Source organism: Baekduia soli, from assembly GCF_007970665.1.
Classification (GTDB): Bacteria; Actinomycetota; Thermoleophilia; order Solirubrobacterales; family Solirubrobacteraceae; genus Baekduia; species Baekduia soli.
Window position 1 is genome coordinate 5,079,056 of sequence record NZ_CP042430.1, and the last position, 22,119, is coordinate 5,101,174.

General features: G+C 75.2%; 20 protein-coding genes and 2 pseudogenes. 13 read left to right on the plus strand and 9 right to left on the minus strand.

Annotated features, from left to right (window positions below; genetic code table 11):
- Positions 1-37 precede the first annotated feature (37 nt).
- Positions 38-131: pseudogene (locus FSW04_RS28820) on the plus strand (VOC family protein); the annotation flags it as partial.
- A 52-nt stretch (positions 132-183) separates the two neighbouring features.
- Here FSW04_RS28820 and FSW04_RS26610 read toward each other — a convergent pair.
- Positions 184-4,101, minus strand: coding sequence for an ATP-binding protein (locus FSW04_RS26610; protein ID WP_187369078.1), 3,918 nt, complete (start codon positions 4,099-4,101; stop codon positions 184-186).
- Positions 4,102-4,363: 262 nt separating this feature from the next.
- Between FSW04_RS26610 and clpP the strand changes: the two genes are divergently transcribed.
- Positions 4,364-4,945: an ATP-dependent Clp endopeptidase proteolytic subunit ClpP gene (gene clpP / locus FSW04_RS24750; RefSeq protein ID WP_146923130.1), complete on the plus strand. Its 582-nt coding sequence runs from the start codon at positions 4,364-4,366 to the stop codon at positions 4,943-4,945.
- Between the two features lie 43 nt (positions 4,946-4,988).
- Here the strand turns inward: clpP and FSW04_RS24755 are convergent, their stop codons facing one another.
- From FSW04_RS24755 to FSW04_RS26615, 3 genes are read right to left on the minus strand one after another with little or no spacing between them, the layout of a single operon-like run.
- Entirely contained in the window at positions 4,989-5,969 is a 981-nt protein-coding gene (locus tag FSW04_RS24755; RefSeq protein WP_187369079.1) for a glycerophosphodiester phosphodiesterase family protein, read from the minus strand.
- Positions 5,970-6,008: 39 nt separating this feature from the next.
- Positions 6,009-6,797, minus strand: a complete 789-nt coding sequence (locus FSW04_RS24760; protein WP_146923134.1) for a fumarylacetoacetate hydrolase family protein — start codon at positions 6,795-6,797, stop codon at positions 6,009-6,011.
- A gap of 29 nt (positions 6,798-6,826) precedes the next feature.
- The gene (locus tag FSW04_RS26615; protein WP_187369080.1) at positions 6,827-7,060 is read right to left on the minus strand and encodes a hypothetical protein; all 234 of its coding nucleotides are present in this window, start codon (positions 7,058-7,060) and stop codon (positions 6,827-6,829) included.
- 99 nt (positions 7,061-7,159) lie between these two features.
- On the opposite strand from FSW04_RS26615, the gene FSW04_RS24765 reads away from it, so the two are divergent.
- Complete coding sequence (locus FSW04_RS24765) at positions 7,160-7,807, plus strand: PilZ domain-containing protein (RefSeq protein WP_187369081.1); 648 nt, start codon at positions 7,160-7,162, stop codon at positions 7,805-7,807.
- Between the two features lie 11 nt (positions 7,808-7,818).
- On the opposite strand, the gene FSW04_RS24770 is transcribed toward FSW04_RS24765, so the two are convergent.
- A complete protein-coding gene (locus FSW04_RS24770) occupies positions 7,819-8,217 on the minus strand; it encodes a hypothetical protein (RefSeq protein ID WP_146923139.1) in 399 nt (132 codons plus the stop codon).
- A 56-nt stretch (positions 8,218-8,273) separates the two neighbouring features.
- On the opposite strand from FSW04_RS24770, the gene FSW04_RS24775 reads away from it, so the two are divergent.
- A complete protein-coding gene (locus FSW04_RS24775; protein ID WP_146923141.1) occupies positions 8,274-9,545 on the plus strand; it encodes a TIM44-like domain-containing protein in 1,272 nt (423 codons plus the stop codon).
- Between the two features lie 127 nt (positions 9,546-9,672).
- Complete coding sequence (locus FSW04_RS24780; protein WP_146923143.1) at positions 9,673-11,340, plus strand: MFS transporter; 1,668 nt, start codon at positions 9,673-9,675, stop codon at positions 11,338-11,340.
- Between the two features lies 1 nt (position 11,341).
- Here FSW04_RS24780 and FSW04_RS24785 read toward each other — a convergent pair whose 3' ends face one another.
- Complete coding sequence (locus FSW04_RS24785; protein WP_187369082.1) at positions 11,342-12,070, minus strand: Crp/Fnr family transcriptional regulator; 729 nt, start codon at positions 12,068-12,070, stop codon at positions 11,342-11,344.
- A 241-nt stretch (positions 12,071-12,311) separates the two neighbouring features.
- On the opposite strand from FSW04_RS24785, the gene FSW04_RS24790 reads away from it, so the two are divergent.
- Positions 12,312-12,857: a YqgE/AlgH family protein gene (locus FSW04_RS24790; protein ID WP_146923147.1), complete on the plus strand. Its 546-nt coding sequence runs from the start codon at positions 12,312-12,314 to the stop codon at positions 12,855-12,857.
- A gap of 3 nt (positions 12,858-12,860) precedes the next feature.
- Here the strand turns inward: FSW04_RS24790 and FSW04_RS26620 are convergent, their stop codons facing one another.
- Positions 12,861-13,034: a hypothetical protein gene (locus FSW04_RS26620; protein WP_187369083.1), complete on the minus strand. Its 174-nt coding sequence runs from the start codon at positions 13,032-13,034 to the stop codon at positions 12,861-12,863.
- A gap of 31 nt (positions 13,035-13,065) precedes the next feature.
- On the opposite strand from FSW04_RS26620, the gene FSW04_RS24795 reads away from it, so the two are divergent.
- The 4 genes from FSW04_RS24795 (at position 13,066) to FSW04_RS24810 (ending at position 16,976) form a co-directional block, all read left to right on the plus strand.
- The gene (locus FSW04_RS24795) at positions 13,066-14,400 is read left to right on the plus strand and encodes a coiled-coil domain-containing protein (RefSeq protein WP_146923149.1); all 1,335 of its coding nucleotides are present in this window, start codon (positions 13,066-13,068) and stop codon (positions 14,398-14,400) included.
- A 105-nt stretch (positions 14,401-14,505) separates the two neighbouring features.
- Positions 14,506-15,075 carry a PAQR family membrane homeostasis protein TrhA gene (gene trhA, locus FSW04_RS24800; protein ID WP_321167676.1) on the plus strand — a complete coding sequence of 190 codons (570 nt, stop codon included), beginning with the start codon at positions 14,506-14,508 and terminating at the stop codon, positions 15,073-15,075.
- 44 nt (positions 15,076-15,119) lie between these two features.
- The gene (locus FSW04_RS24805; protein ID WP_146923153.1) at positions 15,120-16,382 is read left to right on the plus strand and encodes an acyl-CoA dehydrogenase family protein; all 1,263 of its coding nucleotides are present in this window, start codon (positions 15,120-15,122) and stop codon (positions 16,380-16,382) included.
- Between the two features lie 9 nt (positions 16,383-16,391).
- Positions 16,392-16,976: a TetR/AcrR family transcriptional regulator gene (locus tag FSW04_RS24810; protein WP_146923155.1), complete on the plus strand. Its 585-nt coding sequence runs from the start codon at positions 16,392-16,394 to the stop codon at positions 16,974-16,976.
- Between the two features lie 102 nt (positions 16,977-17,078).
- On the opposite strand, the gene FSW04_RS24815 is transcribed toward FSW04_RS24810, so the two are convergent.
- Entirely contained in the window at positions 17,079-17,492 is a 414-nt protein-coding gene (locus FSW04_RS24815; protein ID WP_146923157.1) for an HIT family protein, read from the minus strand.
- 69 nt (positions 17,493-17,561) lie between these two features.
- Here FSW04_RS24815 and FSW04_RS24820 point away from each other — a divergent pair, with 69 nt between their 5' ends.
- From FSW04_RS24820 to FSW04_RS24830, 3 genes are read left to right on the plus strand one after another with little or no spacing between them, the layout of a single operon-like run.
- Positions 17,562-18,671 (plus strand): gamma-glutamyl-gamma-aminobutyrate hydrolase family protein, encoded by a 1,110-nt coding sequence (locus FSW04_RS24820; protein WP_187369084.1) that lies wholly within the window; start codon positions 17,562-17,564, stop codon positions 18,669-18,671.
- Positions 18,672-19,040: a hypothetical protein gene (locus tag FSW04_RS24825; RefSeq protein ID WP_146923161.1), complete on the plus strand. Its 369-nt coding sequence runs from the start codon at positions 18,672-18,674 to the stop codon at positions 19,038-19,040.
- Positions 18,935-20,302, plus strand: coding sequence for a TrpB-like pyridoxal phosphate-dependent enzyme (locus tag FSW04_RS24830; protein ID WP_146923163.1), 1,368 nt, complete (start codon positions 18,935-18,937; stop codon positions 20,300-20,302). Before FSW04_RS24825 ends, FSW04_RS24830 begins: the two co-directional genes overlap by 106 nt.
- A 98-nt stretch (positions 20,303-20,400) precedes the next feature.
- Here FSW04_RS24830 and FSW04_RS24835 read toward each other — a convergent pair.
- A pseudogene (locus FSW04_RS24835) lies at positions 20,401-22,113 on the minus strand (glycerol-3-phosphate dehydrogenase/oxidase); the annotation flags it as partial.
- Positions 22,114-22,119 lie beyond the last annotated feature (6 nt).

Consider the following 22,119-nt stretch of genomic DNA (forward strand, 5'->3'; position numbering starts at 1 on the left):
ACACGTCCACCGGCGGACGCCCGGCTCGTTCCTCGACCTGCCCGGCGCCGAGCACCACCTCGAGTTCACCGAGCACGTCGACGGCAGCCCGTGCCCGGCTCCCATCGAGGACAACCTGCTCGTGCTCTGCCTCCGCGACCCGGAGCAGGTCGGCGACGATCGGCGTGGGCCGGCCGGGGTCGCTCAGCGCCGGACGCTGATGCGCCACGCGTCCGGGCCGGGCGGCCCGGGCTGGTAGGCGCAGAACACGCCGGTGCGCACCGAGCGCTCCAGGTGGTGGCCGAGCCGGGCGTCGTGCTCGGCGATGGCCTTGACCGCCCCGCGGATCGCGCGGGTCACGTTGACGCGCGCCCGCTCGGCGGCGTTGCTCGCGCGGCGGTCGCGGCCGCCCAGCCCGACGGCCCGGGCCAGCTCCGCCGCGATGAACTCCAGCTCCTCGCGGACGCGTGCGGCGCGCTCGACGTCGTGGAAGCGCTCGGCCTCCTCGAGCTCCTCGCGGGCCTCGGAGATGCGGCGGCGGTAGGCGCTCTTGGCCTCGGAGTCCAACAGCTCCCCGGCGTCGCCGCCGTCGCCGACCGACAGCTCCCCGCCCGCGGTCCCGGCGTCGGCCCCGCGCCCGGCGGCGTGGACCGGCCCGCTGACCAGATCGATGGCGTGGACCTCCACGTCGGGGCGTTCGAGCAGCGTGGCGAGGTACTGCAGGCCCTTGCGGTCCTTGAGCCGCACGAGCGTGTCGACGCCCGTCACCGTCCAGATCTCGCCCTCCAGGCGCAGCGTCGCCTCACGCGCGCCGGCGACCGCCGAGGCCGCGGCGGCCCCCGCCGCGGGCGTCGCGGCCCCCGGCGCGGCGGCCCCCGGGGCCGGCCCGGGATCCGACAGGACCGGGATCGGCAGGGCACCCAGGGCCTTCTCGTAGCCGAGCAGGCCGGCCGCGCGCCGCGCCAGCGTGGCCGAGCCCAGGCGCTGCGCCGCGGCCGCGGCGCGCTCGAGCAGCGCTCGGCCGCGCTCGCGGTCCCCGGCGCCGTCGCGCTGCAGCAGCAGGCGGGCGGTGGCCAGCTCGGTCCGCGCGGTCCAGATCGGCGCCCGCAGCGCCAGGTTCAGCTCGGCCGCCGCGCGCAGGTGGGCCTCGGCCTCGGTGAGCCGGCCGAGCACGGCCGCGACCGCGCCGAGGTGATGGTCGACGCAGCCCCAGGCGCTGATCCCGCTGTAGACGACCTGCCCGGCCCAGGGCTCGAGCAGCCCGTACAGGACCTCGGCGGCGGCGCGGTGCTGCAGGTGGGCCGCGACCTCGGCGTAGATGGCCAGCCCCGGCAGCCACGTCACGTCGGGCGGCAGCTCGGCGAAGCCGCTGCCCGTCTCGTGGCTGAGCAGCCGCCGCGCCTCGTCGTCGAGATCGCCCTCACAGCAGGCCAGCGCGAGCACCGCCCGGAACGCCGGGATCCCCGGGTTGTCGGATACGACCTGGGCGATGAGCGGCTGCAGCTCGGCCAGCCGGCCCTGCTCGTAGCGGATGTTCGTGAGCTGGCTCGTGAAGAACGACAGCGCGTCGGGCTGGGCGCTCATCGTGGCGATCTGCAGCGCCTCGTGCGCGTGCTGCTCGGCCTCGGCCAGGCGCCCCGCGATGATCTCCAGGTTGCCGCGGTCGTAGGTCGCCAGCCAGCGCATCGTCGGCTGGCCGAGGCGCTCGGCCAGCTCGGCCTCGTGCTCGACGTCGCGCCAGGCGTCGTTGAGGCGGGCGGCCTCGACGAACGCGGCGGCGCGCCAGTGCACGGCGTGGAACTCGGTGACGGGATCGCCCGTGCGCCGTGCCGCGCCGACGTTCTCGTCGTTGTTGGCCAGGCGCTCGCCCAGGGTCTCGGGCATCCACAGCGTCACGAACCGCAGGCTGAGCACGCGGCTCAGCGCCGCCGGGTCGTCGAGCCGGCGCGCCAGGGCCAGCGCCTCGTCGCTGAGCGTGATCCGCCGGTCGCGGTCGGCGGGCGAGAAGGCCAGCTCGGCCGCCAGCGTCGCCAGGAGCACCGCCCGCTCGGCGCCGTCGTCGGGCCCGACGGCCACGAGCGCGTCCTCCAGCGCGTCGAGGCGCTCGTCGTCGACCACGCCCGAGGCGCTGACGAAGCCGCGGCTGTTGGCCAGCACGGCGGCGACCAGGCGCGGGCCGTCGCCGAGGCGCCGGGCCAGCGCGGCGGCCTCCAGCAGCGTGGTGCGGAAGCTCGGGTCGCCCGACTGGCGCTCGGCGTCGCCCAGGCCGACCAGCAGCTCGCAGCGCGTGGCGTCGTCGCCGCCGTCGAGCTGGCCGTGCAGCTCCAGGCCCTGGCGGTACCAGCGCACGCCGTCGTCCGGCGCGAGCTGACGGACCGCGTGCTCCCCGGCCGCCACCGTGTAGCGCAGCGCCCGCCGCAGGTCGGCGGGCTCGGCGTTGAGCCAGTGGCGCGCGAGCTCGGCGTGGCGCGCCGGGCCAACGCCGCCCTCGGCCAGCTCCTCCAGCGCGGTCGCGGCCCGCCAGTGCATGTGGGCGCGCCGGGCGGGCCCCAGGCCCTCGTAGAGCGTGGTGACGATGAGCCCGTGGGCGAAGGCGTAGCGGTCGCCCGGTCGGCGCGGGGGCACGACGAGCGCCGCGTCGCCCGCGGCGTCGACGGCCGCGGCGACCGCGTCGAAGCCCTGCTCGGGCAGCATGCGGGTGACCAGGTCCAGGTCGAACTCCTGCCCGATCACCGCCGCGGCGGCCAGCGGCTCGCGCACCGTGTCGCCGAGGCGCTGCAGCCGGCGGTCCAGGACGTCGCGGACGCTGCCGGGGACCGGGCCGGCCAGCAGGTCGGCGGTGCTCGTCCGGGGCCCGGTCTCGTGCTGGCGCAGGATCTCGGTGACGAAGAACGCGTTGCCCGACGTGCGCCGCTGCAGCGTCTGCACGGCGTCCAGCGCGGCGCGGTCCAGGACCTCGCCGGTGGCGGCGCCGGCCAGCTCGGCGACCTCGTCGGCCGCCAGGCCGGCCAGCTCGAGCCGGGTGACGTCGGGCTCGCGGTGCAGGTCGGCCAGGAGCTTGGCCAGCGGCTGCTCGTCGTCGAGCTCGGTCGAGCGGAACGTGCCGACGATCGTCAGGCGCCGGCGCAGGTCCGACGTGACGAGGTGGCGCACGAGCAGCAGCGTGGGCACGTCGGCCCACTGGATGTCGTCGAGCAGCAGCAGCACCGGGCGCTGGGCCTGCTCGGCGTCCAGCAGGCCGGTCACCGCGCCGAAGAGCAGGTAGCGCTCCGTGTCGCGGTCGGCGCTGCGGGGCGCGGGCGCGTCGGGCAGCCGCTGCTCCAGGGCGCCGACCAGGCGGCCCAGCTCGCCGCCGTGATCCTGCACGTGGCGCTCCAGCAGCTCGTCGGTCCCGTGGGCGACCAGGTGCGCCAGGGCCTCCACGAACGGCTGGTAGGGCATGCGCAGGTCCTCGTCGCAGCGCCCCTGCAGCACGGTCGCGCCGCGGGCGTGCGCGGCGACCGCCAGCTCGCGGGCCAGGCGCGACTTGCCGATGCCCGGCTCCCCGCCGAGCAGGACGACGTGGCGGCCGGCGTGCGCGGCGCGCAGCATGAGCGGCTCGAGGCGGTCGAGCTCGGCGCGGCGCCCGACGAAGCGGTCGGGCCGCGCGACCTCCAGCCGCGCCGGCAGCGGGATCGCCGGCGCGGGCAGCGGCTCCCAGCGGATCTCCGCGGCCGCCTCGGGGCCACCCAGGCGCCGCGGCTCGCCGAGGTCCAGGCCGGCGCCGCGCAGACCCTCCCACACGCCGACGTCGACGAGGATCTGGCCGGCGCCGGCCAGCAGGCAGAGCCGGCCGGCGGCGACCGCGTCGCCGGCGATGGCGATCCGCAGCACGCTCGGCGCGACCGCGACGCGGTTCTCGGCCTCGATGCGCTGGTGCAGCTGGATCGCGCAGGCCGCCGCCGCGGCCGCGTCGGCGAAGCCCGCATGCAGCGCGTCGCCGTCCTGCCCGGCGTCGACGGTCCCGGAGGCCGCGTGCACGACCGCGGCCAGGCGGCCGGCGGAGGGCGCTGCGGCCCCGCCCGCGAGGGCGGCGGCGAGCACGACCGTCGTGTGCAGCTCTGCGTGGTCTGGGTCCCCCATGCCCCCGGCTCCGTGGGCGGGCCGTCCGAGGCCCGCATCATGACGGAGCCGGGGGGCATGGAGGCGCAGCGGCGTGGAATGTCCGGAGGAGGCGTCCACCCCATGGTCCTTCCGTGAACCTGCCCGGAGAGCGTCATCCCCGCCGCTCTCGGTGCCGCGCTGTCGTCCTTACGCCCCTTGGGCGTGATCTCGGGACGTACGCCGTTCAGCGCGACCGAACAGCCCGGGCGTCTGCGGGTCGAGGCCCGCTAGGGTCTGTGTCATGCCCATGGTCCCGATGGTGATCGAGCGCACCGCGCGCGGCGAGCGCGAGTACGACATCTTCTCGCGCCTGCTCAACGAGCGGATCATCTTCCTCGGCTCGGCCGTGGACGACCAGGTGGCCAACCTGATCGTCGCCCAGCTGCTGCACCTGGAGTCCTCGGATCCCGACAAGGACATCTCGATCTACATCAACTCGCCGGGCGGATCGATCTACGCCGGGCTGGCGATCTACGACACGATGCAGTTCATCAAGCCCGACGTGTCGACGATCTGCGTCGGCATCGCGATGTCGATGGGCTCGCTGCTGCTCATGGGCGGTGCGAAGGGCAAGCGCTTCTCGCTGCCCAACAGCCGGATCCTGATCCACCAGCCGTCGGCCGGGTTCGAGGGCCAGTCCTCGGACATCGAGATCCACATGAACGAGATCCTCAAGACGCGCGCCAAGATCGACGAGATCTACGCCAAGCACACGGGCCAGCCGCTGGAGCGCGTCCACGAGGACATGGAGCGCGACCGCTTCTTCAAGCCCGACGAGGCCGTCGAGTACGGCCTCATCGACAAGGTCATCGAGTCGCACTAGGGGCGACGCTCGCGGGTGGGCCGCCCGGGCGAGCCTGCGGACGCTACGGCGTGGCGCAGGCCGCCGGTCGCCGGTGCTTGGCCAGCAGGCGGTGGAACTCGACCGGCCGCGCGGTCATCACGCCGTCGACGCACCAGTCGATGAGCTGCGTCCACGTCGCCGGCGACTCGGTGTCGTCGCTGAGCCAGGTGTGCCACGCGTAGCCGTCGCGGTGGGCGTGGGCGACGTTGGCCGCCGTCGTGATGTCCAGGAGCTGGCCGCCGAACTGGTAGGTGATCGGCAGCTGGAAGGCGACGACCCCGGGGCCGGGGGACTGGCCGCCCAGCAGCCAGTCGGCGGTCCCGCCGATGCCCGGCGCCAGCGGGATCTGCGGGGCGATCTCGTGGAAGCGGTCCACCGCCTCCTGCTTGAACGACACGACGATGAGGTCCTTGCGCGGATTGCCCTTCAGCAGGCGCCCGAGCACACCGGCGTTCTGGAGGTACTCGGCGAGCGCCTCGTCCTTCGTGCGGCCCTTGATCTCGATGTTGATCGGCGTGCGTGGGAACGCCCGCAGCACCTCGCGCAGCGTCGGGACGCGGAAGTCGGAGGCGTTGTAGCCCTTGGGCGGGCGCCGCTTGCCCGTGGCCACCCCGCGCCAGCGGTAGGCGGCGGCGCGGCGGTCATGGCGGTAGGCGTTCGCGGTGCTCGGCGAGAACCAGTAGGCCCCGTCCAGGCGCCGGATCTGCGCCAGCGTGTGCGAGGCGATCGTCCCGGTCCCGTTCGTCGTGCGGTCCAGCGTCGTGTCGTGCATGACCACGACCTGGTCGTCGGACGTGACACCGACGTCGAGCTCGAGCATGTCGGCGGCCGCCTTCAGCGAGCGCTTGAAGGCGTACATCGTGTTCGACGGGAACTCGTCCTCGCCGCCCTGGTGGGCGATGTCCAGCGGCTGCGGGACGAGCCAGCGGTTGGAGGCCGCCTGCGCACCCGCGGGCAGCGCGAGCACGGCGACGGCGACGAGCAGACCGAGGACCCGGGGCACGCGCGGCATTCTGCCAGCGCGTGGCCCGGCGCGCGGGACTCAGGCGATCCGGTGTTCGATCGCGCCGAGCGGCTCGATCTCGATGCGCACGACGTCGCCGGGCTGCAGGTAGCTCGGCGGCTTGCGGCCCATCCCGACGCCGGCGGGCGTACCGGTCAGGATGAGGTCGCCGGGCTCCAGGGTGCAGGTCTGCGAGAGGAACTCGACGATGTGCGGCACGTCGAAGATCAGGTCCGACGTCGAGGAGTCCTGGCGCAGGTCGCCGTTGACCCAGGTGCGCAGCGTCAGGGAGTGCGGGTCGGGCACCTCGTCGGCGGTCGTGATCCACGGGCCGTAGGGGCAGGAGTTGTCGAACCCCTTGGCCCGCGTCCACTGCGGCTCGCGGCCCTGGAGGTCGCGGGCGCTGAGGTCGTCGGCGACCGCGTAGCCGGCCACGGCGCCGTCGGCGCCGATGACTGCCACGAGCTCGCCCTCGTAGTCCAGGCGCCGTTGTGCGGCCACGGGCACGACGACCTCGCCGCCGGGCGCCGTCGCGCTGGACGGCAGCTTCATGAAGATGATCGGGGCCGGCGGCGGCTCGCTGCCGGTCTCCGCGGCGTGGGCGGCGTAGTTGAGCCCGACGCAGAAGATGGCCCGCGGGCGGGGGACGGGCGCGAGCAGCGTGACGGCGGAGAGCGCGTACTCCTCGCCGCCGGCCGGGGCGCGGTCGCCGGAGGCGAGCCGGTCCAGGACGGTGCCGGCGTCGGCGAAGGCGACGACGGCGTCGCCGCGGACCTCACCGGCCTGCGGGGCGTCGGAGCCGGGGACCAGGAACGTTGCGAGCCTCATGGGCCCGCGACCCTAGTCCATCCGCGCCGCTACGGGGTGGTGCGGGCGGCGCGGCGCTGGCGGCGGCGCTGGGCCGCTGCGGCACGACGGCGATCGGCCGGGCTGGCCGAGACCTCGGTCTCCTCGCGATGCTTCGCCCACTTGGCGCGCTCCGCGTCGGTCATCTTGCGGATGGTCAGGTCCCCGGACGTCACCTGGTCCTGGATACGCTCGAGCTTCGCCTCGCGCGCCGCCTGATCTCGCTCTCGCTGGGTCTTCGCCATACAGAGAGGATACCCCGCCGAAGTGCGTGCTATCGCAGGTGGTCGGGGGCGTGCGCCGCGGCTCAAGATCGGGGGCTCCCGGCCGAACGATCCGGGGTGATGAGTGTGCTGCGCAGGGGCCACCACGAGCGCGTGCGCGTGCTCGTCCCACGGGTCGCGACGATCGAGGCCGTGGTCACGCGCGTGGTGAGCGGGGCGGCCGAGCTGACCCCCGCGGGCACGCCCTCGGTCCCCCTGCGGTTCCTGCACCGCCGCCAGGCGACGATCGTCCCGCTGTCGGGCGACGACCGGGTGGACGGAATGCTGCTGGCGGTCCCGGGACCCGACGGTCGCGTGCGCGACGACCTCCTGCACTTCCTGCGCGCCGTCGTGCCGCTGGCGCCCCGCCGCGGCGCCCAGCGCCGCGACCATGCGCGCATCGATCTCGTGCGCCCCGTCGCGATGGTGCCCGACGGCTTCCGGGTCGGCTGGCTCGACGGCTTCGTCCGCAACGTGAGCGCGGGCGGCGTGCTCGTGGCAGGCGCCGACGCGCTGGAGGAGGGCGACCGCCTGCGGCTGCGCTTCGAGCTGGAGTCCGAGGACGACCTCCTCGACGTGCTGGCCCGCGTCGTCCGCGCCGACGACGACTGGGGCCTGCGCGGCCTGCGCCTCGAGGGCCTCAGCGACGCCGAGCGCGAGCGCATCGTGAAGTTCATCTTCGCGCGCCAGCGCCACGCGCTGGCCTACCTGCGCTCGCGCACCGCCTGAGCGGCCCCGCGCTAGACGCCGGGGTCGCGCCGGCGGCCGGCCTCGGCCTCCTCGGCGGCGACGGCCTCGTCCTCGCGCGTGAAGCGCCGGTCGGCGCCGGCGTCCTCGCCGCGCACGAGGCGGTCGTGCTCGACGTCGAGGTCCTCGTCGGCCAACCCGTCCTCGTGCAGCTCGGCACGTGAGCGGTGCAGCTCGGCCTCGGCGCGCTCGGAGCGCGCGATGCGCTCGGCCTGCTCGGCGCGCCTGACGCGGTCGTCGGCGACCTCGCGGTGGGCCTCGGCGACCTCGCGGCGGCGGCGTGCGACGGCGCGCTCGCGCTCCAGGGCGCGGGAGCGGGGGACCAGGAACGCGATCGTGGCGAGCAGGGCGAGCGCCACGACGACGATGACGATGATGAGCCCGGTGAACATGGGGCCTCCTCGGTGGACGGTGTCGCCGGGGGGTGTACCCGTACCCTGCGTCGAGGATGAGCGACGTGATCAGCACCCTCCTGCTCGCCGCGGCGGGCGGCGGCAGCGGCGGCTTCGGTGGCGGCGGCGGAGGACGAGGCGGCGGCAGCGGGTTCTCCGGCAGCGGAGGCGGCTCGGGCGGGGGCGGCGGCGTCCTCGGGCTGCTCGTCATCATCGTCCTGGTGCTCCTCGTCCTGGGCGCGAGCGCGTTGACGGCCTGGCGCTATCGCCGCCGGCGTCGCGTGCGGGCCGTGCGCACCGAGCGCGCGGCCGCCGAGGCGGCCACCGACGACGCCGACTTCGACCCGGCCACCGTCCGCCAGCAGGCCACGCTGCTGTTCGGCGAGATCCAGCGGCGGTGGTCGGCCAACGACATCGAGGGCCTCGAGCGGCTCGTCGGCCCCGACCTCATGGTCGAGTGGCGCCGGCGCCTGAAGGACTTCGCTCGCAAGGGCTGGCGCAACGTGTGCGAGCCGCACGACGACCCGACGATCGAGTACCTGGGCCTGGTCAACCGCGAGGGCGACGACGAGGACCGGGTGATCGTCCGCGTCACGGCGGTCCTGGACGACTACGTGCTCGACGACACCGGCACGATCGTGCTCAAGGACGGCGAGGACGACCGGACGACGACGCTGCGGGAGTGGTGGACGCTGCAGCCGCCCGGCGAGCGCTGGCGGCTGCTCTCGATCGAGCAGGACGCCGAGGGTCGCCACCACCTCGACGGCCCGCTCGTCCCGACGCCGTGGGCCGACGCGCGGGTCGGCGACGACGCGCTGGTGGAGACCGCCGTCGCCGACGCGCTGCCCCACGGCGTCGCGGTCGCCGAGATCGCCCCGGCGCAGCTGGACCCCGACGCCCGCGCCGCGGCCCTGGACCTCGCGCTCGCCGACGGGCGCTTCGCCCCCGACGTCCTGGAGGTCGCCGTGCGGCGCGCGGTCGACGCCTGGGTCGAGGCCGTCGACGGCGCCGACGACGCGCTGGAGGCGCTGGCCGACCGCGACGCCATCGACGCGCTGCTCTACGGCGGCGACGCCACGCGGCGCACCCGCGTCGTCCTGCGCGGCGCCCACGTGCAGCACGTCGTCATCGACGCCCTGGACCCGCGCGCGCAGCCACCGACGATGACGGTGTCCGTCGACGTGCGCGGCCGCGTCTACGTCGAGGACCGCGACACCGCCGACGTCGTCGGCGGCAGCCGCAGCGGCGAGCGCGAGGCCCGCCAGCGCTGGACGTTCGCCCTGACGGGTGAGCCCGAGACGCCGTGGAGGCTGGCCAGGGTGGTGTAGGGGCGTTTGTGGCGCTCCGCCCCGTCACGCGCTCGCCAGGCGCGCTTGCGGGGCGACGAAGGCGTGATGTCCGGCGCACCACGACGCTCCGAGCGGAGCGCCACCCACACGCCACACTCCGACCCGCATGCGCGCCCGTCACGTCCTGCTCGCCGTTGCCGCCGGCCTCGCGCTCGCCGACGCCTCGGTCGTCACGCTCGCGCTGCCCCAGCTCCTGCGCGAGCTCGACACCTCCGTGGAGGGCGTGGCGTCGATCCTCGGCGTCTACACCGTGGTGCTCGCCGCCGCACTGCTGCCCGCCGAGCGCCTGTCGCGGGTCGCCGGCGCGCCGCGCACCGCGGCGGCCGGGATGCTCGTGTTCGCCGCGGCCTCCGTGGTCTGCGGCGCCGGGAGCTCCCTGGGCCTGCTGCTCGCCGCCCGCGGCGTGCAGGCCGTCGGCGGCGCCGCGGCACTGGTCGCCGTCTTCGCACTGCTCGAGCCGCGCGGCGCCGCGGGCGCCCACGGCCGCCGCCTGTGGCTCGGGGCCGCCGTGCTGGCCTCGGCGGTCGGGCCGGCGCTCGGCGGCGCCCTGACCGAGGCGTTCTCGTGGCGATCGATCTTCTACGTGCAGGCGCCCGTCGCGGCACTGGCGGCCGTCGTCGCGCTGCGCGAGCCGGCGCCGGCACCGGCCGTCGGGCGGCCGGAGACCGAATCGGGCGAGGACCGCTGGCGGGCCGGGCCCGCGATCGGGCTGGCGCTGGTCTCCGCGGCCCTGACCGCCGTCCTGTTCCTGCTGGTCCTGCTGCTCGTCGCGGGCTGGGACGTCGCGCCGCTGAGCGCGGCCGCAGCGGTCACGGTCATCCCGCTGGGGGCGCTGGCGGGCGCGCGGATCGGCGGCGACGCGCGCCTGCGCGCCGGCGCAGGGTGCGGCCTGGTCGCCGCCGGCGTGCTGGCGCTGGCGTTCCTGCCCGATGCCCGACTGCTGTGGACCGTCGTGCCCCAGGCCGCGGCCGGGCTCGGGATGGGCCTGGCGCTGCCGGCGCTGGGCGGAGAGCTGCTCCCGGAGCGCGACGCCCGCGACGCCGCGCGCCTGCTCGTCCTGCGCCACGCCGGGATCGCGCTGGCGCTCCTGGTCCTCGCGCCGATCGTCTCCGCCGACCTCACGTCCTCGACCGACCGGGCCCGCGAGCGCGGCGTCGCGATCGTCCTCGACGCCAGGCTCTCGCCCGCCGACAAGCTGCGGCTGGCGCCCGACCTGCTGGCCGGCGTCAACGAGGACCAGCCGCGGCGCGGGCTGCGTGCGGCGCTGGCGCAGGGCCGCGCGTCGATCACGACGGGTGACCGTGCCGCCTACGACGCCCTGGCCCACGCCACCGACGCGACGCTGGTGCTCGCGGTGGGCGAGGCGTTCCGCACCGGGTTCCTGGTCACCGGCGCGCTGGCGCTCCTGGCCGCGCTGGCGCTGGCCCCCGGGCCGCGCCCGGCCCGGGGGACGGCGCTCGGGCTGGCGGCGGTCGCGGCGGTGGTCGTCGTCGTCCCGCTGGCCTACCTGGGCCTGCACGCGGCGGTGGCGCCGACCCCGGTCGCGCTGCGCGACCCGTGCCGGCCCCGGCCGCTGCCGGGCACCGGCGGCGTGGAGGGCTTCCTGCAGGACCGGGCGCTCGAGCTGCTGGACACGACGGCCTGCCACGCCGGCTCGACGCGCGAGGAGCTCGTCCTCGCGCTCGCCGACGACGGCGACCGGCGACGCTTCGAGCGTGCGCACGGGGTCGATCCCCGCGCGCTGTCGACGGTCCTGTCGGCCCTGCTCGGCTGACCTACAGCAGCTCGGGCAGTGCCTCGTGCGGATCGCCGTGCAGCAGCCAGCCCGTGTCGGTGCGCTCGACGAGGCCGCGGCGGGTCAGGACGCCCAGCGCGGTCGTGACCGACGGCCGGCGGGCGCCGACGAGCTTGCCGATCGTCTCGTGCGTCAGCGCCAGCGGCACGCGCACGCCCTGCGGCGAGACGCGGCCCCAGCGGTCGGCGAGCAGCCACAACAGCACCAGCACCCGGGCATCGACGCGTGGGACCTGGGCGATCGCGCGCTGCACCGAGAGCTGCCGCGAGCGGCGGATCGTGCGCTGGACGAGCATGTCGAGCATGGACGGCCATCGCCCGGCGACGGCGGCGAAGCGGCGGTCCAGGACGGCGACCCGCGCGGGCTCGAGCACCGCCCACGAGACGCTGCCGGGCAGCGGCTCCAGGGAGGCCTCGTCGTCCCACGGGCGGATGATGTCGCCCTGGCCGAGGAGCTCGGTGGTCGAGCGCTTGGCGAGCTCGACGTCCCGCGTGATCAGCCCGTCGAGGACGAGCAGGCCCACGGCGGGCGCGGCGCTCTCACCGTTGGGCGAGGGGAAGTCGAACGGTCCCGTCGGGAGCGCGTGGACGATCGCGACCGCGTGGCGACGCGCGAGCTCGCGCGCGTCCCCGCTGAGGCCGGCACCCATCTCGGGATCGGCATCGAGGATCGAGATCAGCGGACGTTGGGTCATTGCCTGGGTGGACACCACACTTCTGGATTCCCCGTCTGACTCAGGACAAACACGAGCATGTCGATCAGGCATCGCCGACGTCCTCACTTTGGACCGGTTTTCCGTAGGAGAAGGCACTTTACGGTGCTGATCGGTGCACGTCCGTATGCAGACCACCTTCGCCGGGGTCCGGTGCGCTCCTCCGCGAGCGCCGGCGGCATGTCCGCGCGCGGCCCCGGCGTGATCGGCGGCGCCCGCCGTGGCACCATGGGCGCACATGGGCTCGTTGCAGGGTCACCTCCTCCTCGCCTCCCCCGCCCTCGCGGATCCGAACTTCGCGCGGACCGTCGTCGCCATCGCCAACCACGACGACGCCGGCGCACTGGGCATCGTGCTCAACCGGCCCAGCGACACGGAGGTCTCCGAGGCCGTGCCCGAGCTCGACGGCGTGGTCGACGACGACGAGGTCGTCTACGTCGGCGGCCCCGTGGAGCCGGCGGCGATCGTCGTCCTGGCGGAGTTCGAGGACCCGGGCGAGGCCGCGTTCCTCGTCGTCGACGCCATCGGGCTCGTCTCCGACAGCACGGGCCTGCAGCGCCTCGGCGACGCGACGGCGCAGCGGCGGATCTTCGCCGGCTACGCCGGGTGGGGCCCCGGCCAGCTCGAGGCCGAGATCGAGCGCGAGGACTGGATCGTCGAGCCCGCGCGCGCCGAGGACGTCTTCGCCCCCGACGCCCCCGACCTGTGGGGCCGCATCCTGGATCGCAAGGGCGGCCAGTTCCGCCTCCTCGCCCGGATGCCGGTGGACCCGACGGTCAACTGAGCGTCACAGCAGCGCGAGCAGCACCACGATCACCACGCCGATGAAGAGCAGGCCGAAGACGATGGCCTGGGCCTGCCAGTTGCGCTGCCAGTAGGCGGGGTCGGCCTGATCGCGGGTGTGACGGCCCTCGGGGGGCGTGCCCACCCAGTCGTCGTCGTCGCTGCGCCGTGGGGTCATGCCTCCAGTCCTACCCGCTACGGTCCGCCGCGTGGCGAAGAAGAAGCCCACGCGCCCGGCGCGCCCCGCCAAGGGCGCCGAGCCGACGACCGCCCAGCTGCGCCAGGAGTACTACGCGCGGCGGGCCGCCGAGCAGGCGCTGGAGCAGATGGGGCTGCGGCTCGACGAGCGCCCCGCGCCCAAGGGCGACGCGCACTGGTGGGCCGACACGCGCGACGCGCTGGACCGCCTGGAGATCCTGCACGCCGTCTGGCGCTTCACGGGCCTGACGGGCTACGCCCCCGAGCCCGAGGACTTCGACCCCGACGCGGGCTGGCCGACGGCCAGCGAGGTCGAGGCCGTCTTCGGCTCGTGGGACAAGATGCTCGACGCCTCCGGGATCGACGACGCGGTGTTCGGCGAGCTGATCGAGCGCGCGCTGGCCGCCCACGAGGGGCTGGCGGCGCGCGAGAAGGAGCTCGAGCTGCGGGTGCGCAAGCTCGAGGAGGAGGAGCGCAAGATCCCCGAGCTGCGCCGCCGGGAAGAGGTCGCCCGGGCCAAGCGCGAGGAGGCCGACGGCGCGCGCCAGGAGGCCGAGGCCGTCCGCGACGCCGCGCTGCGCGAGCGCGACGCCCTCGCCGCGCGCGTCACCGCGCTGGAGGCCCAGGCCGACGCACTGCACGCCGCCGCGCAGGCCGACGCCGACGCCCGCGCCGGCGGGGCCGACGTCGAGCTGCTGGAGGAGATGGAGCGCGCGCTGGCCCAGCAGGCCGCCGGGCAGCAGGCGCGCGACGAGCTGCACGAGCGCATGGAGCGCCTGCGCGCCGAGCGCGAGGGCGACCGGCGCACGATCACCGAGCTGACCCGGCTGCTGGCCCGCGTCGACACGCGCGCCTCCGACGCCGCCCCGGCCGAGGAGGACGAGGCGCCCCCGGCCACGGTCCTGGAGGCCGTGCAGCGCGCCGCGGCCGAGGCGCGGCACCTGCGCTTCGCCCCCAAGGCCTTCGAGACCGCCGCCGAGTCGCCGTTCCGCCGGCCCGGGCTCGTGCTGCGCACGCTGCGCGGCCTGGACGAGCTCGCCGGGCGCTACATCGCCGGCGACATGGGCAGGTCGCTCGGCCAGGCCGCGGCCGAGCACGGGATCACGCAGTGGCGCCCCGACGTCGCCGAGACCACGCGCAAGCGCTACGAGGACGACTACACGTTCGCGCTGGAGGGCTCGAGCCGGAAGCTGTGGGTCGGCCCGCACATCGGACTGGGCTCCGGGTCGGGCGCGCAGTTCATCGCCCGGATCTACCTGCACGTGAGCGACGGCAGCGACCCCGAGGTCCCGCGCGGGATCATCGTCGCGGTGGTCGGGCGCCATCTGCCCGACACGACGACCTAGCCTGAAGGGGGCCTATGCCCCCGTGCCGTCATCGAGGACGAGCTGCGCCCGCTGCTGCGCGGCGTCACCCATGCCTATGCCTTCTGGGCCGCGCTGGCCGCCGCGGTGACGCTCACGGCGCTCGTCGCGCCGGGCGCCGCGCGCGTCAGCGCCGTCGTCTACGGCGGCGGTCTGTGCGCGCTGTTCGCCGCCAGCGGCGTCTACCACCGCTGGCCCTGGAACCCGCGCTGGCGCCCCATGCTGCGCCGCCTGGACCACAGCACGATCTTCGTCTTCATCGCCGCGTCCTACACGCCGGTGGCGCTGCTGGTCATGCACGGCGCGCTGCGCTGGGCGATCCTCGGCGCGGCCTGGACCGGCGCCGCGGTCGGGATCGTCCTCAGCCTGGCGTGGATCACCGCCCCGCGCGCGGTCAGCGCGGGCTGCTACCTCGCGCTGGGCTGGGTCTCGGTCGCCGCGCTGCCCCAGCTCATCTCCGGGCTGCCGATCGCCCCGCTGGTCCTGCTGGCCTCCGGGGGCGTGCTCTACACGGTGGGCGCGGTCGTCTACGCGACCCGGCGCCCGGACCCGTGGCCGCGGACGTTCGGCTTCCACGAGGTCTTCCACCTGCTGGTGATCGCCGCCGCCGCCGTGCAGTTCGTGGCCCTGGCCGGCTGGGTGTTCCCCGCCGGCTGACTCGACTGAACGCCTCCGTTCCTACTTCCTGGTAGCTTCACGGTATGGCCAGCACCGCCGAGGCACCCCATGACGAGGGCGCAGGCCCCGCCGAGCCCCAGTTCACCCTCGCCCTCACCCAGGACCAGAAGGACCTGAGGGAGTGGGTCCACGGGTTCGCCGAGGGCGTCGTGCGCCCCGCGGCCCACGAGTGGGACGAGCGTGAGGAGACGCCGTGGCCGATCATCCAGGAGGCCGCGAAGATCGGCCTCTACGGCTTCGAGTCCATCCAGCAGTTCGCCGCCGATCCGACCGGGCTCACGATGCCCATCGTCCAGGAGGAGCTCTTCTGGGGCGACGCCGGGATCGGCATGGCCATCATGGGCACCGGCCTGGCCGCCGCGGCCATCGCCGGGCAGGGCACCTGGGAGCAGGTCCTCGAGTGGATCCCCCAGTGCTACGGGACGCCCGACGACGTCAAGGTCGGCGCGTTCTGCGCCTCGGAGCCCAACGCCGGGTCCGATGTCTCCAACATCCGGACGAGCGCGCGCTACGACGCGGCGACCGACACGTGGGTGCTCAACGGCCAGAAGGCGTGGGCGACGAACGGCGGCATCGCCGACGTCCACGTCATCATCGCCCAGACCGACCGCGAGCTGGGCTCGCGCGGCCACGCCGCGTTCGTCGTGCCGATCTCCACGCCCGGCATCGAGCAGGGCGCCAAGGTCAAGAAGCACGGGCTGCGCGCCTCGCACACCGCCGACATCCACCTCGACGACTGCCGCATCCCGGGCGCCAACCTGCTCGGCGGCAAGGAGAAGCTCGACGAGCGCCTGGCGCGCGTCCGCGAGGGCAAGAAGGGCAAGACGCAGGCCGCGATGGCGACGTTCGAGGCCACCCGTCCGGTCGTCGGCGCGCAGGCGCTGGGCGTCGCCCGCGCCGCGTACGAGTACGCGCTGGACTACGCCAAGGAGCGCGAGCAGTTCGGCCGCAGGATCATCGAGAACCAGTCCATCGCGTTCGCGCTGGCCAACATGAAGATGGAGATCGACGCGGCCCGGCTGCTCGTGTGGCGCGCGTCGTGGATGGCCCGCAACAACCTGCCCTTCGAGCACGCAGAGGGGTCGATGAGCAAGCTCAAGGCCGGCGAGGTCGCCGTGTGGGCGACCGAGCGAGCGATCCAGATCCTCGGCGGCAACGGCTACACGCGGGAGTACCCCGTCGAGCGCTGGCACCGCGACGCCAAGATCTACACCATCTTCGAGGGCACGAGCGAGATGCAGCAGCTGGTCATCGCGCGGGCCATCTCGGGCATCCGGATCCCCTAGCGCCGCGCCGTGCGCACCCGCGCCGCCCATCTCGGGCCGCAGCTGCGCCGGCCGCTCCTGCTCGACGCGGCGCTGCCGCTCTTCGCCCGCGACGGCTATGACGCGGTGTCGATGCAGGCGATCGCCGACGCCGCCGGGGTCTCCAAGCCCGTGCTCTACTCGTGCTTCGACTCCAAGGACGAGCTGTTCGCCGTGCTCCAGCGCCGAGAGGAGCGCAAGCTCTGGGAGCGCGTCGAGGCGTCGGTGCCCCAGCCCGGCGACCCGGGCGACCGCGAGGAGCTCCTGCGCCATGGGCTCGCCGCGCTGCTGCACGCGGTGCAGGCCGAGCCCGACGCGTTCCGCGTCATCTACCTTCAGCGCCAGGGCGACGACCGCGTCCAGCGCGGTCGCGAGGCCTGGGAACGCCGGATGGCCGAGGTCCTGGTCTCGTGGAGCGGCGTGCCCGAGCGCGAGGCCGGCGTCCTGGGCCGCCTGCTCGTGGCGCTGGCCGAGATCGGCTTCCGCATCCAGCTCGAGGAGCCCGGGGCGTGGGAGGCCGACGCCCTGGCGGACTACCTGGCGAGCGTGATGACGCGGGGGATCGGGACGGGCTGAGGGTGGCGTTCCGCCCGGCATGTGCGCGGCGGTTCGGGCGCTCGTGGGGATCGGCACACGCCCCGGACCCACTCTGGGTCGCATCGAGCGTCCACAGGACACCTAGGCGCCCAGCGCCCCCCGCACCGCCGCCGCCACCGCCTCGCGCTCCGCGTCGTCGGCGTACGTGGTGCGCGGCCAGAAGAACCCGCGCAGGCCGTCCTTGAACCGGCGCGGCACGACGTGGCAGTGCAGGTGGGGCACGCTCTGGGAGACCACGTTGTTCATCGCCACGAACGTCCCCGTCGCGTCCATCGCGTCGCGGACCGCGACGCTCAGGCGCTGCACCCGCTCGAAGTACGGACCGACCGCGGCCGGCGGCAGGTCGGGCAGCGTCGCGACGTGGGCGCGCGGCACCAGCAGCGTGTGGCCGTGGAACAGCGGGCGGGTGTCCAGGAAGGCGACATGGTCGTCGTCCTGCAGGACGATCGACGCGGGCAGGTCGCCGGCGGCGATCGCGCAGAAGGTGCAGGCCATCGGGCCATCGTAGGATCGGGCGACCGCCGGCGTCCGGTCCGGGACCCGCCCGTCGTCTCCCAGGACGAGATGACCTTCGACACGATCCTCACCGAGCAGACCGTCCCGCTGACGCGGCGCCTGACCCGCATGGTCGGCGACGTGCAGACCGCGGAGGACCTGTGCCAGGAGACCTTCGCCCGCGCCGTCGCGGGCGCCCCGGCCGGGGCGCCCGCCCCGGTCCTGCGCGCCTGGCTGCACCGCACGGGACGCAACCTCGCCCTCGACGAGCTGCGCCGCCGCCGGCGCCGCGACCACGTGCCGCTGCACGCCGAACTCGCGAGCCCCGCCGCCCACCCCGAGCCCGACGGCCCGCGCGCCGCGCTCGCCCGCCTCACCCCGCACCAGCGCCTCGTGCTCCTGCTGCGCTTCGAGGCCGGGCTGTCGTTGCGCGAGATCGGCGACCTCCTGGACATCGGCGAGGACGCCGCCCGCAAGCGCGTGGCGCGCGCCCGCGCCGCGTTCGCCGACGTCCACGCGGCGCTGTCGGGCGACGACACGCGCCCGACGGTCCTGCTCCTGCTCGGCCACGAGGACCCGGGGCCCTACGAGGCGTGGCTGCGCGCCGCCGGCGCCCGCGTCCGCACGCTGGACGGCACGCGCGCCGGCCTGGACCTCGCCGGCGCCGACGCGCTGGTCCTCGGCGGCAGCGAGCGCGACATCCACCCCGCGCTCTACGGCCACCCGGCCGGGCCGCACCTGCTGGGCACCGACCTCACGCGCCACCTGCGCGACCTGGCCGCGCTGCGCGCCGCGCTGGCCGCCGATCTGCCGGTGCTCGGCGTCTGCTCGGGCGCGCAGCTGCTCAACGTCCTGCACGGCGGCGACCTGCACCAGCACCTGCCCGCGGCCGGCTTCGACCACCTCGACCACCGCGAGGCCCACGGCGTCCGCACGCTGCACGGGACGCTGACGCACCGCATCCTCGGCGGCGCGCCGGAGGTCGTCTCCGAGCACCACCAGGCCGTGCAGCGCCTCGGCCGCGGGCTGCGCGTGACCTCCGTCGCCGACGACGGCCTGGTCGAGGCGCTCGAGGTCCCCGGCCGGCGCTTCGCGCTCGGCGTCCAGTGGCACCCCGAGCGCTGCGCCTCCGGCGCGGGCGCGGGGCTGGCCGAGGCGCTGCTGCAGGCGGCGGCGTAGATGACCACCGTCACGATCCGCCCGGCGTCCGGAGACGACGCCGCGGCCCTCGCACGCCTGGCCGCCCTGGACAGCGCGCGCGTGCCCGCCGGCCCGCTGCTGCTGGCCGAGGTCGACGGCGCGCTGTGCGCCGCGGTCGCGCTGCACGACGGGTCGGCGATCGCCGACCCGTTCCGCCCCACCGTCGCCCTTCTCGAGCTGCTGCACGGCCGCGTGCGCCAGCTCGGCGGCGGTGGGGCGTCGCGGCGTAGGATCCGATCGCCATGGCCGACGACCGCACGACCTTCCTCCTCACCGCCGACGACATCCCGACGCACTGGGTCAACATCGCGGCCGATCTGCCCGGCGATCCCCCACCCCCGCCGCTGAGCCCGCGCACGGGCCAGCCGGCCGGGCCCGAGGACCTCGCCGCGATCTTCCCGATGGCGCTCATCGAACAGGAGGTCTCGGCCGAGGCGTCCATCGCGATCCCCGACGCCGTGCGCGACGCCTACCAGCTCTGGCGCCCGACCCCGATGCGCCGCGCCCGCCGCCTCGAGCAGGCCCTGAACACGCCGGCGCGCATCTACTACAAGTACGAGGGCGGCTCGCCTGCCGGCTCGCACAAGCCCAACAGCGCCGTCCCCCAGGCCTACGCCAACAAGGAGGCCGGGATCACCCGCCTGGCCACGGAGACCGGCGCCGGCCAGTGGGGCTCGAGCCTCGCGTTCGCGTGCTCGCTGTTCGGCCTGGAGTGCGAGGTGTGGATGGTCGGCTCCTCCTATGACCAGAAGCCCTACCGGCGCTCGATGATCCAGACCTGGGGCGGCACCGTGCACCGCTCCCCCAGCGACCGCACGGAGGCCGGCCGCGCGAACGCCTCCCACCCGACGGGGTCGCTGGGCATCGCGATCTCCGAGGCCGTCGAGGTCGCCGCCCAGCGCGAGGACACCAACTACGCGCTGGGCTCGGTCCTCAACCACGTGCTGCTGCACCAGACCGTCATCGGCATCGAGGCCATCGCCCAGATGGAGATGGCCGGCGACCGGCCCGACGTCGTCATCGGCTGCGTCGGGGGCGGCTCGAACTTCGGCGGCATCGCGTTCCCGTTCCTGCGCGAGAAGCTGCGCGGCGACCGCGACGTGCGCTTCGTCGCCGCCGAGCCCGCCGCGTGCCCGACGCTCACGCGCGGCGTCTACCGCTACGACTTCGGCGACACCGCCGGGCTGACGCCGCTCATGCCCATGTACACGCTGGGCCACGACTTCGTGCCCGCCCCCGTCCACGCCGGTGGCCTGCGCTACCACGGCGACTCGCCGCTGGTCAGCGCCCTCGTGAGGGCCGGCCTGGTCGAGGCCCGCGCCTACCGCCAGAACGAGACGTTCGAGGCCGCGGTGCGCTTCGCGCGCACCGAGGGCGTGATCCCCGCGCCCGAGCCCGCGCACGCGATCCGCGCGGCGATCGAGGAGGCCGAGGCCGCCCGCGAGGCCGGCGAGAAGCGCGTGATCCTGTTCAACCTCTGCGGCCACGGACACTTCGACCTGGCGGCCTACGACGCGTACCTGGCCGGCACCCTGGAGGACCCGGAGTTCTCCGACGCCGACATGCAGGATGCGCTGACGCGGCTGCCCGAGGCGCCGCTGCTCGCCTAGCCCCCGGGCGCGACCGGCTCGCCGGCGGGGTCGTGCGCCCCGACCGCCTCGGCGCCTGCCGGCGGCCTGGCCACCGGCAGGCGCTCGACGGGCAGCGTCGGGGCCACGTCGGGCGCGCCCAGGCGGGCGGAGTCGGCGCCGAGGTCGTCGTCCTGCTGCTGGGACTCGCGCTCGGCCGCGACGCGGGCGCGGTAGTGCTGCAACTCGCGCTCGATCTGGTCCTCGTCCCAGCCCAGCGGCCCGGCCACGAGGCGCGCGGCGGGCTCGGCGGCGCTGAGGCCGCGGTCCCAGGTCTCGATGGAGATCCGCGTGCGTCGGGTCAGGACGTCCTCGAGATGAGCCGCGCCCTCGTGGGTGGCGGCGTAGAGGATCTCGACGGCCAGGTAGTCGTCGGCGCCCAGCAGCGGGCGGCCGAGGTCGGGGTCCTCGGCGATGAGCTCGAGCAGGTCGTCGACGAGCGTGCCGTAGCGGTGCAGCAGGTGCTCGATGCGCGCGACGTGCAGCCCGCTGGCCTCGGCGAGGTGCTCGCGGGCGTTGAAGCGCGCGACGTAGCCGTCGGCGCCCAGCAGCGGCACGCGGTCGGTCACCGACTCGGGGACGTCGCGCTCCAGGCCGTGCACCGCGGCGTCGACGGCGTCCTTGGCCATGACGCGGTAGGTGGTGTACTTGCCGCCGGCGACCGCGACCAGGCCGGGCACCGGGTGGGCCACCACGTGCTCGCGGCTCAGCGCGCTCGTGCCCTCCGACTCGCCGGCCAGCAGCGGGCGCAGCCCGGCGTAGACGCCCTCCACGTCGTCGTGGCCCAGCGGGGTCACGAGGTAGCGGTTGACGTGGTCCAGGATGTAGTCGATGTCCTTGCGCGACGCCGCGGGGTGGGACTTGTCGAGCTCCCAGTCGGTGTCGGTCGTCCCGAGGATCCAGTGCCGCCCCCACGGGATCACGAACAGCACGCTCTTCTCCGTGCGGATCGTCAGCGCCGAGTCGCCGTGGATGCGGTCGCGCGGCACGAGCAGGTGGATGCCCTTCGACGCGCGCACGTGGAACTGCCCGCGCGCGCCGACCATGTCCTGGGTGTCGTCCGTCCACACGCCCGTCGCGTTGATGGTCTGGCGCGCGCGCAGCTCGATGGGCTCGCCGCCCGCGTCCTCGAGGTCGCGGAGCTTGACGCCGGTGACGTGCTCGCCCTCGCGCAGGAACCCGACGGCCTGGGTGCGCGTGGCGATCTGGGCGCCGTAGGCCGCCGCGGTGCGAGCCAGGAACATCGTATGGCGCGCGTCGTCGACCTGGGCGTCGTAGTAGCGGATGGAGCCGGTGAAGGCGTCCTTGCGCAGCGCGGGGAACTTGCGCAGGGTCTGGGCGCGCGTGTAGTGGCGCTGGGCGGGCACGCCGCGCCCGCGGCCCAGGGCGGTGCCCATCGCGTCGTAGAGCACCAGGCCCGCGCCGACGTATGGGCGCTCCCAGCCGCGGTGCGACAGCAGCGCCAGGAACGGCAGCGGGCGCACGAGGTGCGGGGCGAGGCGGTCGAGCATGAGCGCGCGCTCGTGCAGCGCCTCGCGCACGAGCGCGAAGTCGAGCTGCTCGAGGTAGCGCAGGCCGCCGTGGATGAGCTTGCTCGAGCGCGACGAGGTGCCCGACGCGATGTCGCGGGCCTCGACGAGCGCGACGCTCAGGCCCCGGCTGACGGCGTCCAGGGCGGCGCCCGTGCCCACCACGCCGCCGCCCACGATCGCGATGTCGAACTCCTCGTCGGCGATGCGCGCCAGCGCCTGTGCACGGCTGGACGGGTTGAGCGCTCCCTGCACGGCGGTCATCGACCT

What these genes read in the sequence shown, in the direction of transcription:
- FSW04_RS24760 (WP_146923134.1), bottom strand. Translation starts at nt 6,797, where the DNA reads ATGAGGCTCGCAACGTTCCTGGTCCCCGGCTCCGACGCCCCGCAGGCC.
- FSW04_RS24825 (WP_146923161.1), top strand. Translation starts at nt 18,672, where the DNA reads ATGACCACCGTCACGATCCGCCCGGCGTCCGGAGACGACGCCGCGGCC.
- FSW04_RS24820 (WP_187369084.1), top strand. Translation starts at nt 17,562, where the DNA reads ATGACCTTCGACACGATCCTCACCGAGCAGACCGTCCCGCTGACGCGG.
- FSW04_RS24780 (WP_146923143.1), top strand. Translation starts at nt 9,673, where the DNA reads ATGCGCGCCCGTCACGTCCTGCTCGCCGTTGCCGCCGGCCTCGCGCTC.
- FSW04_RS24765 (WP_187369081.1), top strand. Translation starts at nt 7,160, where the DNA reads ATGAGTGTGCTGCGCAGGGGCCACCACGAGCGCGTGCGCGTGCTCGTC.
- FSW04_RS26620 (WP_187369083.1), bottom strand. Translation starts at nt 13,034, where the DNA reads ATGACCCCACGGCGCAGCGACGACGACGACTGGGTGGGCACGCCCCCC.
- FSW04_RS24770 (WP_146923139.1), bottom strand. Translation starts at nt 8,217, where the DNA reads ATGTTCACCGGGCTCATCATCGTCATCGTCGTCGTGGCGCTCGCCCTG.
- FSW04_RS24815 (WP_146923157.1), bottom strand. Translation starts at nt 17,492, where the DNA reads ATGGCCTGCACCTTCTGCGCGATCGCCGCCGGCGACCTGCCCGCGTCG.
- FSW04_RS26610 (WP_187369078.1), bottom strand. Translation starts at nt 4,101, where the DNA reads ATGGGGGACCCAGACCACGCAGAGCTGCACACGACGGTCGTGCTCGCC.
- FSW04_RS24805 (WP_146923153.1), top strand. Translation starts at nt 15,120, where the DNA reads ATGGCCAGCACCGCCGAGGCACCCCATGACGAGGGCGCAGGCCCCGCC.
- FSW04_RS24775 (WP_146923141.1), top strand. Translation starts at nt 8,274, where the DNA reads ATGAGCGACGTGATCAGCACCCTCCTGCTCGCCGCGGCGGGCGGCGGC.
- FSW04_RS26615 (WP_187369080.1), bottom strand. Translation starts at nt 7,060, where the DNA reads ATGGCGAAGACCCAGCGAGAGCGAGATCAGGCGGCGCGCGAGGCGAAG.
- clpP (WP_146923130.1), top strand. Translation starts at nt 4,364, where the DNA reads ATGCCCATGGTCCCGATGGTGATCGAGCGCACCGCGCGCGGCGAGCGC.
- FSW04_RS24830 (WP_146923163.1), top strand. Translation starts at nt 18,935, where the DNA reads ATGGCCGACGACCGCACGACCTTCCTCCTCACCGCCGACGACATCCCG.
- FSW04_RS24790 (WP_146923147.1), top strand. Translation starts at nt 12,312, where the DNA reads ATGGGCTCGTTGCAGGGTCACCTCCTCCTCGCCTCCCCCGCCCTCGCG.